The following is a 15,183-nucleotide window of genomic DNA, read 5'->3' on the forward strand; positions in this document are numbered from 1 at the left end:
ATGATGCACCCGCCTCGCGCGGATGGCCGTCCCCGGGCAGGCCCCGGCGACGGGCGGTCAGTCCACCCCGACGCCGGGACGGACCGGGGCGTCGTAGACCTGCCGGTCCAGCAGCCCGGTTTCCTTGGCCACGATCACCGGCACCACCATCTGCCCGGTGACGTTGGTCATGGTGCGCATCATGTCCAGCACGCGGTCGATGGCGTACAGGTAGCCGATGGTCTCCAGCGGCAGGTTGGCCGCGCTCAGCACCACGGTGGCCATGACCACCGCGGTACCCGGCACGCCGGCGGTGCCGAAGCTGCCCAGCACCGAAGCAATCAGCACCACCACGTACTGCTCCGGGGTCAGCGGCACCCCGGTGTACTGGGCGATGAACACCGCGCACAGCGCCGGGTAGATCGCACCGCAGCCGTCCATCTTGATGCTCGCGCCCAGCGGCACCGCGAATGACGCGTAGTCCTTGTTGACGCCCAGGTTGGCGGTGATCGAGCGCATCGCCGCCGGCATCGCCGCGAAGCTCGACGAGGCCACGAACGCCACCTGCATGCCCGGCGCGGCACCGCGGAAGAACTTGATCGGGTTCAGCCCGTGGGCGAGCAGCAGGCCGCTGTAGACCACCACGATATGCAGCGCGCAGGCCACGTACAGCGCCAGCACGAAACTGCCCAGCGGCAGCAGCTTCTCGAAGCCATAACTGCCGACCAGGCCGGCGATCAGGCCGAAGGTGCCCAGCGGGGTCATCTCCAGCACGAAGCGGGTGACCTGGATCATGACCTCGCTCAGCTGCCCGGTGAGCCTGCGCGCCTCGCCGACCTTGTCGCCGAGCTTGACCATGGCAAAGCCGAGCAGGCCGGCGAAGAAGATCACCGGCAGGATCGAGCCGCGCCCGGCGGCCAGCACGGTCTCGCCGGCGGCGTTGACCTTGGTACCGATGCCCGACAGCGCGTAGAACACGTTGGACGGCACCACGTCCATCAGCACCTTGGCCACCGACGGCACGTCGCGCGGGGTATAGGCGCTGTCCATGGCCAGGCTCAGGCCGCCGGTGCCCGGCTGCATCAGCGTGCCAACGCCCAGCCCAACGCATACCGCCAGCGCCGCGGTGATGATGAACCACAGGAAGGTGCGCCCGCCCAGCGCCACCACCGATTTCTGCCCGTGCAGCGAGCCGATGGCGCTGATCACCGCGAAGAACACCAGCGGCACGGCGATCATCTTGATCAGGGTGACGTAAAGCTCGCCCAGCGGGCCGAACCAGAGCTCGGCGGCCGGGCCCAGCGCCCAGCCGGCCAGCGCGCCAAGCACGAAGCCGCCTGCCACGCGCTGCCAGAACGGAATCCGCAACCAGGCAGAAACCAGCTTCATAGGGGAATCCGGGGACTTTTTTCAGGAACCGGCACGATAGCGCAAGCCCGCGGGCGGCACGACGCCAGCGCGGAAAAGCTGCGTGTCATCGGCATGCCTTTTCAGGATCGTCATAATGGCCGCCTGTTCCGGATTCATGGTCGATCGCATGCGCCACGCCCCTTCCCTGCTCGCCGCCCTGTCCACCCTGCTGCTCGGCGCCTGCGCCAGCACCGCCGCGCCCCGCGCGCCGCAGGCCCTCGCCGTCGAGGTGCCGGCGGTCAGCCACCCGCAGGGCGAGACGCCGCAATGGTGGTACCGCGCCGGCGCCGCGCAGGCCGCCGGCAATGGCGCCATGGCCGGCAAGGCGAAGAACGTGATCCTGTTCCTGGGCGACGGCATGAGCCTGACCACCGTGGCTGCCGCGCGCATCCTCGAGGGCCAGCGTCACGGCAACCCGGGCGAGGAGAACCTGCTGTCCTGGGAGCGCTTCCCGGCGACCGCCTTCAGCAAGACCTACAACACCGACTCGCAGACGCCGGACTCGGCCGGCACCATGACCGCCATCACCACGGGCGTGAAGACCCACATGGGCGCCATTGGCGTCAGCGCCGGCAGCCGCAGCGACTGCGCCGACAGCCTGGGCAAGCATGCGCTGACCTGGCTGCAGCTGGCCGACAGCGCCGGCATGGCCACCGGCGTGGTGTCCACCGCGCGCCTGACCCACGCCACCCCGGCGGCGACCTACGCGCATTCGCCCGACCGCAACTGGGAGAACGACACCGACGTGCCCGAAGCGGCCCGCGCCGCCGGCTGCGTGGACATCGCCCAGCAGTTGCTGTCGACCACGCGCTACGGCCGTGGCCCGCTGGTCGCGCTGGGCGGCGGCCGCGGCCAGTTCACCACCGTCAACGAGCAGGATCCGGAGTATGCCGACAAGGTCGGCCTGCGCCTGGACGGCCGCAACCTGGTGGCCGAATGGCAGGCCGCGCACCCGCAGGGGGCCTACGTGTGGAATGCCGCGCAGCTCAAGGCCGCGGCCGATGCCCCGGCGCTGCTGGGCCTGTTCGAGCCGGACCACATGCAGTACGAGCACGACCGCGCCCGCGACCCGGCCGGCGAGCCGTCGCTGGCCGAGCTGACCCGCGCGGCCATCGCCAACCTGTCCCGGCATCCGGAAGGCTATGTGCTGATGGTGGAGGGCGCGCGCATCGACCACGCCAACCACAGCGGCAATGCGGCGCGCGCACTGGGCGACACCATCGCCCTGTCCGACGCGGTGCGCGCGGCGGCCGAAGCGACCTCGGCCGATGACACCCTGATCATCGTCACCGCCGACCATTCGCACACGCTCAACTTCGTCGGCTACCCGGCGCGCGGCAACCCGATCCTGGGCAAGGTCAAGGACAAGGGCGGCGAGGACGGTGCCGGCGGCCTCGACCTGGCGCGCGACGCCACCGGCCTGCCCTACACCACGCTCAGCTATGCCAACGGTCCCGGCTACACCGGCGCCAGCAACCGCCAGCCGGCCGGCCCCAAGACCTTCCCGCACGCGCCCAGCAGCTACGAGCCGGCGCGCGGCCGCCCGGACCTGACCCACGTCGACACCGAGCACCCGGACTACATGCAGGAAGCGCTGGTCCCGGCCAAGGCCGAATCGCACGGCGGCGAGGACGTCGGCATCTGGGCGCGCGGCCCCGGCAGCACCGCGGTGCGCGGCACGCTGGAGCAGAACGCCATCTACCACCTGATCGTGCAGGCCACCCCGCGCCTGCGCGAGCGCCTGTGTGAACAGGGCACGTGCGACGCGCAGGGCGTGCCGGTGGAACTGCCGCAGCCGGTGAAGTTCGAACGCAAGGCGCCGTAAACCACGCGCGACGGCACGTGTCGGGGCCAGCGGCGGCACTGCTGTCGCTGGCCCTGCTGCCCGCCCCGGCCTGTGCCGGGGAGGCCTGCCATCGTCGCGACACCCAGCGCCTGGAGGTACTGCCCGGCTGCACGCAGACGGCGCCGGGCGCGCTCGCGCCCAGTGCCGGCGCACGGGCGCGGCTACGCTTGGACGAAAACGGACTGGCCGCGCTGCAGGCCGGCAGCCAGTGCTATTACGTGCGCCGCGACGGCGCCCACCTGCCGGTCATCACCTGCGACAACGGCCCGGACTACTTCGCCCAAGGCCTGGTCCGCGCGCGTGGACGGCCGGATCGACTACTACGCCCCCCTGCAGCCGGCCTTCGCCGCGCGTTTCGACGGGGGCTTCCCCTTCCGGAACCGCAGCGTCGAGGTCTGCGACGGCTGCCGCGAAGGCGCGGCAGACGCCGGCGGCCACACGGACATCGTCGGCGGCACCCGCTTGCGCATCGACCGGCAGGGCAACGCACTGCCCGATTCCCCGTAGCGGACGGCGCCCGCCCGCGCGTCCGTCGCCCAACGTGCATGGCAGCGGGATGGACCTGCGCCCCCTCACTGGTGCGCCTCCTACAATGGCGCCGATGGAATCCTCCCTGCCACCGCTGCCGGACCTCACCACTCCCGTGCTGGTCGGTTTCAGCGGCGGGCTGGACTCGACCGTGCTGCTGCACCTGCTGGCGCACGCCCCGGCGGCGCGCGCGCTTGGCCTGCGCGCCGTGCACGTGCACCACGGGCTGCAGCCCGCCGCCGACGCCTGGGCCGCCCACTGCCAGCGCGTCTGCGATCAATGGCAGGTGCCGCTGCGGGTCGTGCACGTGCAGGTGGACATGGCGGCCGGCGAAGGCCTGGAAGCCGCCGCGCGCCGCACCCGCCACGCGGCGTTCGCCGGCCTGCTGCAGGCGGGCGAACGGCTGGCGCTGGCGCACCACCGCGACGACCAGGCCGAGACCTTCCTGCTGCGCGCCCTGCGCGGCTCGGGGTGGAGGGACTGGCGGCGATGCGCGAATACCGCGAGTTCGGCGCCGGCCAGCTGTGGCGGCCGCTATTGCGCGTTCCGCGTGCCGCGCTGGAAGCGCATGCGCGCCGGCACGACCTGCAGTGGATCGACGACCCCAGCAACGGCGAGGACGCCTTCGACCGCAACTTCCTTCGCAACACGGTGATGCCGCTGCTGGCCACGCGCTGGCCCGACGCAGCCGCCGTGTTCGCGCGCAGCGCCGCGCTCGCCGGCGAAGCCACGACCCTGCTGCAGGCGCAGGACGAACGATGGCTGCACGCCTGCCGTGATGGCGATGACGGCCACGCGCTGTCGGTCGCCGCGCTGTCGGCGCTGCCGGCGCCCGCCTGCGCCCGCGTGCTGCGCCTGTGGGCGCGGCAATGCGGCCTGCCACCACTGCCGGGCCATGGTGTGGCCCGCATCCAGCACGACCTGCTCGGCGCCGGCCATGACCGGCAGGCGGAGTTCCGCTGGCAGCAGGCACGCATCGTGCGCTGGCGCGACCGCCTGCATGTCGCCGCCGTGTACCCGCCCTGGCCGGACGGCTGGCAGGCCGATTGGGATGGCCGCACACCGCTGCCGCTGCCCGATGGCGGGGTACTGGCGCTGCATGGCGCACCCGGCTTCGACGCGCCGCTGCAGGTGCGCCAGCGCCGGGGCGGCGAGCGCATCCGCCTGCCCGGCCGCGCCCATTCGCACCTGCTCAAGCACCGCCTGCAGGCGTCGGACATCCCGCCGTGGCTGCGCCCGCAGCTGCCGCTGCTGTGCGACGGCACGCAGGTGCTCGCCGCCGGCGACGGCATCGTCGCCGCACCGTTGCGGGACTGGCTGCAGTCACGCGGCGCGCAGTTGCGCTGGCAGCCCCCGGGCAGCGCGAATTGACCCGTCAGCGCCCGCCGCTCACACTTCCCCCATGCCCAAGAAGTCCCCCAACGAGACCTCGCCGGTCGCCCACTTCGAGCAGTCGCTGGAAGAGCTGGAGCAGCTGGTGCAGAAGATGGAAACCGGCGAGTTGAGCCTGGAACAGTCGCTGGCCGCCTACGAGCGCGGCGTCGGCCTGTACCGCCAGTGCCAGCAGGCGCTGGAGCAGGCGGAACTGCGCGTGCGCCTGCTCACCGATCCGGCGCAGCCGGAGAAGGCCGAACCGTTCGAACAGGCCGGCGATGTCGACTGAGGCCCTGTTCGCCGGCTGGATCGAACGCACCGAACAGCACCTGCACGCCGCCCTGCCCGACCCCGACGCCGCGCCGCAGCGCCTGCACCAGGCCATGCGCTACGCCGTGCTGGGCGGCGGCAAGCGCATGCGGCCGCTGCTGGTACGCGCCGCCGGCCACCTGTTCGCCGCCGACCCGGCGCTGCTCGACGCACCGGCCAGCGCGGTCGAGCTGATCCATGCCTATTCGCTGGTGCACGACGACCTGCCGGCGATGGACGACGACGCGCTGCGCCGTGGCCGTCCCACCACCCACGTCGCGTTCGACGAGGCCACCGCGATCCTGGCCGGCGATGCGCTGCAGACCCGCGCCTTCGAGCTGCTTGCCGACGCCCCGCTGCCACCGGCGCTGGCGGTGGCCTGCCTGCGCACCCTGGCCACCGCGTCCGGCGCGGCCGGCATGTGCGGTGGGCAGGCGCTGGACATCGACGCCACCGGCCGCCGGCAGCCCTTGTCTGGCCTGGAACGCATGCACGCGCTCAAGACCGGCGCGCTGATCCGCGCCGCGGTGCGCATGGGCGCACTGTGCGGTGGCGCCGGCGATGCCGAGCTGGCGCGGCTGGACGGCTTCGCCGACGCGCTGGGCCTGGCCTTCCAGGTACGCGACGACATCCTCGACGTCGAGGCCAGCTCCGAGCAGCTGGGCAAGACCGCCGGCAAGGACGCGGCGCAGGACAAGTCCACCTTCCCGGCACTGCTGGGCATGGACGGCACCAAGGCACGGCTGGAAGCGCTGGCGGTCGACATGCATGACGCGCTGGCACCGTTCGGTGCACGTGCCGACGCACTGTCGGCGCTGGCCGAGCTGGCGATCCGGCGCTCGCATTGAGGCCCCAGCGGGCACGCGCCGCACGCGTCCCGCCACATGCACCCCGCAACGGAAAAGGCCCGGGAATCCCGGGCCTTTTCGCTGCTGCATGCTGCCGCCGGATTACTTGATCAGGCGGATCGCGAACGGATAGCGATACGCCTGGCCCTTGTTGGCCGCCAGACCCGCGACGATGCTCAGCACGATGCAGGCGATCCAGGCGGCCAGGTTGATCAGCGCGCCGATCAGGATGATCGACAGGATGGTGCCGACGATGTAGATGCCCAGCAGCGTAAGCTGGAAGTTCAGCGCTTCCTTGGACTGGTCGGTGAGGAACGACTTCTGCGGGTTGTCCTTGTTCACCAGCCACATGATCAGCGGCACGATGAAGCCCAGGATGATGCCCGACAGGTGCACCAGCATGGCCATGGTGTTGTCGTCGGAACCTGCCGCCGGCGGAGTGCTGTTCTCGTAATCGCTCATGGTGTTTCCCTTTACCTTGGTCTGTGGAATGTGTGGGGTGCTGTCATCCGCGGTCCCCCGGAGTGCCCCGCAGCGGCGGCAGCCGAAGAATTACGTCACTCGTCGCCCGCGACCGTCATTGTCCCGACTAGGATCGATCCTGTCGAGATATGTGAACGCGGGTCGACGTCATTGCCCACCGCCTCGATGCTGGCGAACATCTGTTTCAGATTGCCTGCGATGGTGATGCCGTCGACCGGCCAGGCGATCTGGCCGTTCTCGATCCAGAAACCGCTGGCGCCGCGCGAGTAGTCGCCGGTCACGCCGTTGACCCCCTGGCCCATCAGCTCGGTGACCAGCAGGCCGCTACCCATACCCGAGAGCATGGAGCACAGGTCGCCGGCATTGGCCGCGACCGCCAGGTTGTGCACGCCGCCGGCGTTGGCCGTGGTCTGCAGGCCCAGCCGGCGCGCCGAATAGCTGCCCAGGATGTAACGCTGCAGCACGCCGCCGCTGACCAGCGCCGAATCGCGCGTGGCCACGCCCTCGCCGTCGAACGCGCTCGAGCGCAGGCCGCGGCGCAGCCGCGGCCGCTCGTCGATGGCGAACCACTCCGGGAACAACCGCGTCCCGGCACTGTCGAGCAGGAAGCTGGCGCGCCGGTACAGCGCGCCGCCGGAAACGGCCGACAACAGGTGGCCGATCAGCGAGCGCGCCACTTCCGCGGCGAACAGCACCGGCACCTGCCCGGTCGCCAGCGAGCGCGGCTGCAGCCGTGCCAGGGTGCGCTCGGCCGCGCGGCGGCCGATGGCCTCCGGGTCCTGCAGGTCGGCACGGGCGATGGCGCTGCTGTACCAGCCGTCACGCTGCATGCCGTCGCCCTGCCCGGCGATCAGCGCACAGCCGATGGAATGGTGGCTGCTGCGTTCGCGGCCGATGAAGCCATGCGAGTTGGCGTAGACCGACAGGCTCTGCGCGGTGGCCACCGAGGCGCCGTCGGAATTGGCGATGCGCGGATCGGCGCCACGCCCGGCCGCCTCGCAGGCCAGGGCAAGTTCCACCGCGTCATGCGCGTCCAGCGCCCACGGGTGCCAGGTATCCAGGTCGGGGAAGTCGCGCGCCATCAGCGCCGCGTCGGCCAGGCCCGCGGCCGCATCGTCCTCGGTGTGGCGGGCGATGGCGCAGGCCTGGGCCACGGTCGCCTCCAGGCTGCCGTCCTGCAGGTCGGCGGTGCTGGCGCTGCCCTTGCGCTGGCCGAAATACACGGTGACGGCGATGCCGCGGTCGTGGGTGGACTCGACCGTTTCCACTTCGCCCAGGCGGACATTCACGTCCAGCCCGCGGTCCTCGCTGCAGCTGACCTCGGCCTGGCTGGCGCCCAGCGCGCGGGCCTTGTCCAGCAGCCGCTGCGAGATGCCGGCCAGGTGTTCGAGCCGCTGCAGGCTGTCGTCGGCGGCGAAGGTTCCGGTGGTGATGGTGTTCAATGCTTTATCCTTTCAACGAATCAGGCCGGAGCCGGCCGTTTCCTTCCCCGGCCGGGGAAGGTGGCGTGAAGCGCCGGATGCGGGTACGGGCCAGGCCCCATGCCACCCGGCATCGCGGGACTTTGCCCATGCCCTCCCCCTCTCCCCGGTGGCAGAGGGGCACAACGGATCAACTTTAATCGAGTAACAACGCAATGCGCGGACGCGACGAAGAGACCGGCGAATTTTTCAGCGAGAGCCGCAGCCAGAACCGGCGCGAGGCGCTGGAAGTACTGGCGCTGGGCGAGAAGCTGGTGGAACTGACGGCCGCGCAGCTGGCGCGCCTGCCGATCCCCGCCGACCTGCTGGAGCACATCGAATACAGCAAGCGCATCACCTCGCATGGCGCGCGCAAGCGCCAGCTGGCGTTCCTGGCCAAGCAGATGCGTCGCGAGGACGACGCCACCCTGGACGCCATCCGCGACGCGATGGAAGCCAACAGCGAGACTTCCAAGCGCGCGGTGGCGCTGATGCACCGCATCGAGCGCTGGCGCGAGCGGCTGCTGGCCGAGGGCGACGCCGCCCTGGCCGAGCTGCTGGACGAGTACCCGGATGCCGACCGCCAGGCCCTGCGCACCCTGGTCCGCAATGCGCTGGCGGAGAAGGCCCGCAACAAGCCGCCGCGCGCGTACCGCGAGATCTACCAGGCGCTGCGCGAGCTGATGCTGCCGGCCCTGGCCGGCGCCGATGCCGAGCCGGCCGCGGACGAAGCCGACGACACGGACCAGCCGACCGCCTGACATGCGTCGCGAATGGGCCCTGGCCATGCTGCTGGCGGCGATGCTGCTGGCCGGCCTCGGGCTGCTGCTGCGGTCCGCGCTGGCGGGGTTCTACGGCAGCGTGCTCGGCGGGCTGTGCCTGGGCGCGGCCGCGCTGCTGGGCACCACCGGGGTCGCCATTGCCGGCCTGTCGGCCATCCACCGCCGCTGCTCGCGGCGCACCTTCGCGCTGGCGCTGGCCTGCGCGCTGCTGCTGCCGCCGCTGGCGCTGGCCGCCGGCGTCCAGCTCAAGCTGCGCAGCGCCTATCTGGCCGTGGTGCCCTGGCAGCTGGACGTGCACGACATCGCCTACCGCAAGGAACAGCGCTGGGGGCTGCCGCTGCTCGCCCTGCCCGGCGACAACGAGACCGGCATCCGCGTCTTCCCGCTGCCACCGCGTGCGGCGCAGGCGCTGCGGCAGCACGGCATCGGCTACCTGCGCGGGTTGCCGGACATGCCGCTGCGCCTCGACGACCCGCATACCCGCGGCCGCTACGGACCGTGGCATGAGACGCCGCTCGACGAAGACGCGCGCCGCCATGTCACCCGCCATTGCGCGCAGGACGAGGGCGGCTTCTGCATCAGCGTCGACGCCCGGGTCTGGGGCGCGGTGCAGCAGGCCATCTCCACCCCGGCAGCTACTACGCCATCGGCCGCAGCGGGGTGATCGTCATCGACCCGGCGCGGCAACGGGTGATCTACATGTACAACGGCTAGGGCGGCGCGGTAGCCACCGCGCCACGGCTCAGGCCTGGGTGCCGCCGACGGTGAGCCCGTCGATCAGCAGCGACGGCTGGCCGACGCCGACCGGTACGCTCTGGCCGTCCTTGCCGCAGATGCCCACGCCTTCGTCCAGCGCCAGGTCGTTGCCGACCATGCGCACCTTCTGCATGGTTTCCGGGCCATTGCCGATCAATGTCGCGCCCTTGACCGGGGCGGTGATCCGGCCGTCCTCGATCAGGTAGGCCTCGGTCGCCGAGAACACGTACTTGCCGCTGGTGATGTCGACCTGGCCGCCACCGAAGTTGACCGCGTACAGGCCCTTCTTCACCGAGCGGATCATTTCCTGCGGGTCGTGGCTGCCGGCGCGCATGTAGGTGTTGGTCATGCGCGGCATGGTCAGGTGCGCGAACGATTCGCGGCGGCCGTTGCCGGTGGGCGCCACGCCCATCAGGCGCGCATTGAGCGTGTCCTGCATGTAGCCGACCAGGATGCCGTCCTCGATCAGCGTCGTGCACCGGGTCGGGGTGCCTTCGTCGTCGATGGTGAGCGAGCCGCGGCGGCCTTCCAGGGTGCCGTCGTCGACGATGGTCACGCCCGGGGCGGCGACGCGCTCGCCGATGCGGCTGGCGTACACGCTGGTGCCCTTGCGGTTGAAGTCGCCTTCCAGGCCGTGGCCGACCGCCTCGTGCAGCAGCACGCCCGGCCAGCCCGGCCCCAGCACCACCGGCATCACCCCGGCCGGCGCCGGGATCGCCTCCAGGTTGACCAGCGCCTGCCGCAGCGCTTCGCGGGCGAAGGCCTCGGGGCGACCATCGGCGAACAGTTCCTGGTAGCCATGGCGGCCACCGCCACCGGCATAGCCGGACTCGCGGCGGCCGTCCTGTTCGACGATCACCTGCACGTTCAAGCGCACCAGCGGGCGCACGTCGGCGCCGAGCACGCCATCGCTGCGCGCGATCAGCACGGTATCGACGCCGCCGGACAGGCTCACCATCACCTGCTGCACGCGCGGGTCGGCCGCACGCAGGTAACGGTCCAGGCGCTTGAGCACCTCGACCTTGGCCTCGTTGCCGAGGCTGTCCACCGGATCCAGCGCCGGGTACAGCGGCCGGGTGGCCGGCGCGCGGGCCTGGCCGTGTGCCAGTGCGCGCGCGTCGCAGCTGCCGCCGTCGCGCGAGATCGCGCGTGCCGACTGCGCGGCGGCCAGCAGCGCCGCCGGCTGGATGTCGTCGGAATAGGCGAAACCGGTCTTCTCGCCGGCAATGGCGCGCACGCCCACGCCCTGCTCGATCGAATGGGCGCCGTCCTTGACGATGCCGTCCTCCACGCTCCAGCTTTCGCGCCGCGAGTGCTGGAAATACAGGTCGCCGAAATCCACCCCGGGCCCAGCAGGGTGCCGAAGGTGCGGTCGAGGCGGGTGGCATCCAGCCCGGCCGGCAGCAGCAGGCGGGATTCGGCGAGCATCAGGGCGTTGTCGGTCATGGCTTTCCAGATGGGGGGCAGGCCACGGGTTCGCAAGCCTGCGGCAGCGTCGGTCAGGGCTACCGGCGCCGGCCGGTTGCTGCGCCGGCGGCGGCAGGCGCGGGGCGTCGCGGTCGACCACTTCCACCTTCGGGTCGGACCACGGACCGGTGACACGATAGGTCCTGGCGCCGATCTCGCCCAGTGGCTTGCCCAGCACCGCATTGGCGGCCGCTCCGACCGCCGCGCCCACCGGGCCGCCGGCGACCGCGCCGACCACGGTGAGCAGGTTGCCCGAGCGCGGGTTGACCTCGACGGTCTGGTCGAACCGCTGCGCGCGCAGGTCAGCCTGGCCGCGGATGGTGATGTCCGCCGCCGGCCCCTGCATGCCGATGCGGTCGGTGCGGGCCAGGCCGTCGCCGAACGCGACGCGGCCCTCGGCATGGTTGAACGCCAGGCCCTTGGAGAAGAAGTCGCGGAAATCCAGCAGCAGCCGGCGCGGCAGCTGGGCGACGCTGAGCAGACCCAGCACCCGTCCCGCCCCCGGTTCGACCTCCAGGATCTGACCGTTGCGGATATCGATGTCCAGGGTGCCTTCCAGCCCGGCCAGGTTGAACGCGGCCGGCGCGCCGTCCCAGCCGGCGTTGAACTGCAACTGTCCCTGGCCACCGCGCAACTGCCCGCCATAGCCGAGGTTGTCCAGCAGCCCGCCCAGGTTCTCGCTGCGCACGGCCGCCTCGAACCGGGTCCGCGCCTGGGCACCGGTGCCGCGCCATTGCCCGGTCACGTCGATGGCCTGCTTCGGCGAGCGGAACTGCAGCTGCGACACCTGCAGGCCGTCGGCCAGCGGGCGGGTGCGCAGCGTGGTCTGTCCCAGTTCGGCCTTGCCGAAGGACAGGTCGCCGATGTCCAGCGCCAGCGGCGGCACCTTGGCCGGGTCCACCGGGTCCGCGGGACGGTCGCCGGCCTCGCCGGCCACGGCCGTGGCCGCCTGCCAGTGCACCCGCGCCAGGGTACCGCTGACGGTGCCGCCCTCGGCCGCGGGGAACGACAGGTCGCCGGCCAGCGACGGCCCTTCCAGCTGCACCGCCACCGCGTCCTTGCCCGGGCGCAGGCGCAGCCGTGTCTGCTCGAAGCGGCCACCGACCAGCAGCAACTGGTCGGCCAGCACGTCCACCTGCTTCAGTGCCACGCCGTCGGCATCGGCGCCGCCCGCGCCGCCCTGCCCGCGCGCCAGGCCGATCCATTCCAGCGCGTCCAGCGAGGGCGTGCGCCCGTCCACCACCAGGCCGTCGGCCGGCGGCTCGCGGCTGACCCGGTCGCTGCCCAGGGTCACCTGTACGCCGGTACGGCCGTTGTGCGTGCGCGCGGCCAGCGCCAGGCGCCGGCCGAAGGCGACTTCGGTGGTGCCGCTGCCCAGCGGCAGGCTGGCGGTGACCCGGGTCGGCAGGGTGTCGGCGGCCGGCTTGTCCAGCGGCGCCGGCAACTGCAGCCGCGTGCCCTGCAGGTCCGAGCGCAGGCTGAGCGTGGTCGGCGGCGCGACACAGCTGCCGGCCGCTGCCTTGGGCAGGGCCACGCCGATGGTCCAGCGCGAGGTGCCGTGCACGTAGGGCTGCAGCCATTTCAGCTCCGGCGCGCGGTCCAGCAGGTCGCTGGCGGCCAGCGAAGACGTCAGCTCGGCCTCGAACGCATTGCCGGGATCGCCCACCGGGCTGCCGGCGCTGAGCGACAGCACGCCGTCGTGCTCGCGGTGCCTGACCTGCAGCGCGGTCGCGCGGAAGCCGTCACTGGCGTACTCGGCCTTGCCGCGCACGTTGTCGAAACGCAGGTCCCAGCGGCGGTCGGCCAGGGTCGCGCCGCGCAGCTCCACGGTGCCGCCGACCTGGCCCTCGCCGCCGCGCAGCGGCAGCGACAGGCCGAAATCGACCGCGGCCGGGCCGTTGGCACTGAGCGCATCCAGGGTTTCGCCGTAGCTGCCCTGCAGCGGGCTCTGCCGCAGCAGTGCCAGCAGGTGCCCGCTGTCGTCGAGCGTGCGCGCGTCCACTTTCAGGCGCGATTCGTGGAAATCGGCGATGCCGGCACGGAAGGCATCGACCTTGACCCCGCCGAGGCTGCCCTTGCCCTGCAGCGCGAAGCCATTGGCGATGAAGGTGATGTCGGCATCCACGCCGCTCATCGCCGGCCAGCCATGCGAGAAGCGCAGGGTGCCGTTGTCGATGCGGCCGCCGGCCTCGAAGCGGCCATCATTGCCGTCGAACGGCCAGTCGTCGAGGTCGCCCACGGCCAGGCCGACGCCACCGCGCAGCTGCCCGTCGACCAGCGCGCCGTCCAGCCAGTCCACCGCGGCCTGGCTCATGTGCGAGCGCACCCAGAACCCCTTGGCCGCGGTGATCGGCACGTCGTCCAGCTGCGCGGCCAGGCTGATCCACGGCCGCGTGCCGTCGCCCTGGAACCACAGGCCGCCGCGCACGTTGGCCGCGTAGTCGTTGCCCTGCACGCGCATGGCCGGCGTGGCGACGTGCCAGCCGGCGCCTTCGCGCCAGACCACTGCCTGGCCGTCCAGCTTCAGGGTGTGGACGACCCCGAACCCGGTCGGCCAGTCGAAGCGCAGCGGATGCGCCGGCTGCAGCCGCAACGCCACCGCCTGGCCATCACCCTCGAAGCGCCCGCGCAGGCCGCTCAGCCCCGGGCTGCCCGCGACCGCCGCGAACGCGGCTTCCTCCAGCTCGCCGGCGCCGTGCATGGCCCCGCCCGCCTGCCCGGCGATATCCACGTCGGCGAAGCGCAGCACCGGCGCGGCGCGGTACAGCCAGTGGCGCAGTCCCGGTTCCACGGCGTCGCTGAGCGCGGCCACGCGCAGCAATGGCGTCGCGTCGATGCGCCGCCCGCGCAGCGCGAATTCGCGCCCACCGCCCAGGTGCAGGCCGTCGAGCACCTGGCTGCCGGCCGTGCCGGTGGCCACCCGCAACTGCGGCGCATCCACGTACCAGCGGTCACCGTCCTGGCGCCAGCGCGCGCGCAGCCGCAGGCTGTCGAAGCCGGCGACCGGCGGCTTGCCGCCGGCGGCGAAGGGCGCGCCGGCCAGTTCCAGCCGCTCCAGCGTGGCATCGGCGATGACCGACGCCACGCGGTGGTCGTTCAGCGCCACCCAGGTGCGGATCGTGCCGGTGCCGCGGCGCACGTCCAGGCCACCGACGTGCAGCAGCGCGCGCCAGGCCGACAGGTCGGCCGGTGCCGCCGCGATCCAGGCGGTGCCATCGCCACGCTGGCGCTGGAAATCGACCACCGCGGTCACCGGCGCGGCATCGTGGGCGATCCACGCCCGCGCACCCGCGCGGATGCGGTCGCCGTCCACGCGCAGGCGCAGGTCGATGCGCGGCAGTTCGGTGTCCAGCCCGAGCGACGGCGCGTCGAGCCGCAGGCGGCCGCCGATCACCTGCAGCTCGCCCAGCCGGCGCACGGTTTCCATCGGATCGCCGGCGGCGGCGGCAGTGGGCAGGCCGCGCACCGACCAGCGGCCATCGTCGGCCCGCTGCAGGGTCAGCGCCAGCCCGCGCAGGCGCAGTTCGGTCAGCGGCGCGCCGGGCAGCAACCCGGAATACAGCGATACCAGCACCTCGGCCTGGCCGATGCGCACGCCTTCGCCCTGGCCGATGCGCAGGCCATCGAGCCGCAACAGCGGGCCGCGGCGGGTCCAGGCGGTGTCCAGGTGGTCGAACGCCACCGGCTGGCCGGCGCGCGCGCTCAGCCAGGCCGCCACCTTGTCCGGGTGCCGCTCCACCAGCGGCAGCAACTGGTTGAGGCTGCCCACCAGCACGGCCACGACCACCAGCAGCACGGCCAGCGCATAGATCGCATGGCGGCGCAGGTGGCGGAGACGGTAGCGCGACAGCACGGGCATCGGGTTCGGGGCCGGGAATCAGGGGCCAGGGGTCAGCAGGCAGCCGGGGCGGTCGCCTGCGGCACGCAGCGGGCCACATTGC

Annotated in this window: 8 protein-coding genes and 4 pseudogenes; 7 read left to right on the forward strand and 5 right to left on the reverse strand. The window is 72.3% G+C overall.

Translation table 11 applies throughout. The features are described from left to right. Window positions 1-57 precede the first annotated feature (57 nt). The gene (locus B1L07_10230) at window positions 58-1,368 is read right to left on the reverse strand and encodes a dicarboxylate/amino acid:cation symporter (protein AUZ55400.1); all 1,311 of its coding nucleotides are present in this window, start codon (window positions 1,366-1,368) and stop codon (window positions 58-60) included. A 148-nt stretch (window positions 1,369-1,516) separates the two neighbouring features. Between B1L07_10230 and B1L07_10235 the strand changes: the two genes are divergently transcribed. The 5 genes and pseudogenes from B1L07_10235 (at window position 1,517) to B1L07_10255 (ending at window position 6,294) form a co-directional block, all read left to right on the forward strand. After that, the gene (locus B1L07_10235; GenBank protein ID AUZ56546.1) at window positions 1,517-3,214 is read left to right on the forward strand and encodes an alkaline phosphatase; all 1,698 of its coding nucleotides are present in this window, start codon (window positions 1,517-1,519) and stop codon (window positions 3,212-3,214) included. Between the two features lie 41 nt (window positions 3,215-3,255). After that, window positions 3,256-3,742: pseudogene (locus tag B1L07_10240) on the forward strand (hypothetical protein). Between the two features lie 94 nt (window positions 3,743-3,836). Further along, window positions 3,837-5,134: pseudogene (locus B1L07_10245) on the forward strand (tRNA lysidine(34) synthetase TilS). A 31-nt stretch (window positions 5,135-5,165) separates the two neighbouring features. Then, entirely contained in the window at window positions 5,166-5,426 is a 261-nt protein-coding gene (locus B1L07_10250) for an exodeoxyribonuclease VII small subunit (GenBank protein ID AUZ55401.1), read from the forward strand. After that, on the forward strand, window positions 5,416-6,294 hold the full coding sequence (locus B1L07_10255; GenBank protein AUZ55402.1) for a geranyl transferase: 879 nt from the start codon (window positions 5,416-5,418) through the stop codon (window positions 6,292-6,294). The genes B1L07_10250 and B1L07_10255 overlap by 11 nt, the downstream gene beginning before the upstream one ends. A 102-nt stretch (window positions 6,295-6,396) precedes the next feature. Here B1L07_10255 and B1L07_10260 read toward each other — a convergent pair whose 3' ends face one another. After that, window positions 6,397-6,756: a hypothetical protein gene (locus tag B1L07_10260; protein AUZ55403.1), complete on the reverse strand. Its 360-nt coding sequence runs from the start codon at window positions 6,754-6,756 to the stop codon at window positions 6,397-6,399. A 95-nt stretch (window positions 6,757-6,851) separates the two neighbouring features. After that, window positions 6,852-8,219, reverse strand: a complete 1,368-nt coding sequence (locus B1L07_10265; protein AUZ55404.1) for a metalloprotease PmbA — start codon at window positions 8,217-8,219, stop codon at window positions 6,852-6,854. 194 nt (window positions 8,220-8,413) lie between these two features. Between B1L07_10265 and B1L07_10270 the strand changes: the two genes are divergently transcribed. Both B1L07_10270 and B1L07_10275 read left to right on the forward strand, forming a co-directional pair. Continuing rightward, window positions 8,414-8,998 (forward strand): hypothetical protein, encoded by a 585-nt coding sequence (locus B1L07_10270; GenBank protein ID AUZ55405.1) that lies wholly within the window; start codon window positions 8,414-8,416, stop codon window positions 8,996-8,998. A 1-nt stretch (window position 8,999) separates the two neighbouring features. Further along, window positions 9,000-9,683, forward strand: coding sequence for a hypothetical protein (locus B1L07_10275; protein ID AUZ55406.1), 684 nt, complete (start codon window positions 9,000-9,002; stop codon window positions 9,681-9,683). A gap of 78 nt (window positions 9,684-9,761) precedes the next feature. Here the strand turns inward: B1L07_10275 and B1L07_10280 are convergent. Further along, window positions 9,762-11,221: pseudogene (locus B1L07_10280) on the reverse strand (metalloprotease TldD). 100 nt (window positions 11,222-11,321) lie between these two features. Beyond that, a pseudogene (locus B1L07_10285) lies at window positions 11,322-15,068 on the reverse strand (TIGR02099 family protein). Window positions 15,069-15,183: the final 115 nt, after the last annotated feature.

It is taken from the genome of Stenotrophomonas acidaminiphila, assembly GCA_002951995.1.
In the GTDB taxonomy this organism is placed as follows: Bacteria; Pseudomonadota; Gammaproteobacteria; order Xanthomonadales; family Xanthomonadaceae; genus Stenotrophomonas; species Stenotrophomonas acidaminiphila_A.

Bases quoted from the DNA above. Each gene is read 5' to 3' on its own strand.
- B1L07_10230 (AUZ55400.1), bottom strand. From the start codon at position 1,368: ATGAAGCTGGTTTCTGCCTGGTTGCGGATTCCGTTCTGGCAGCGCGTG.
- B1L07_10235 (AUZ56546.1), top strand. From the start codon at position 1,517: ATGCGCCACGCCCCTTCCCTGCTCGCCGCCCTGTCCACCCTGCTGCTC.
- B1L07_10260 (AUZ55403.1), bottom strand. From the start codon at position 6,756: ATGAGCGATTACGAGAACAGCACTCCGCCGGCGGCAGGTTCCGACGAC.
- B1L07_10255 (AUZ55402.1), top strand. From the start codon at position 5,416: ATGTCGACTGAGGCCCTGTTCGCCGGCTGGATCGAACGCACCGAACAG.
- B1L07_10250 (AUZ55401.1), top strand. From the start codon at position 5,166: ATGCCCAAGAAGTCCCCCAACGAGACCTCGCCGGTCGCCCACTTCGAG.
- B1L07_10270 (AUZ55405.1), top strand. From the start codon at position 8,414: ATGCGCGGACGCGACGAAGAGACCGGCGAATTTTTCAGCGAGAGCCGC.
- B1L07_10275 (AUZ55406.1), top strand. From the start codon at position 9,000: ATGCGTCGCGAATGGGCCCTGGCCATGCTGCTGGCGGCGATGCTGCTG.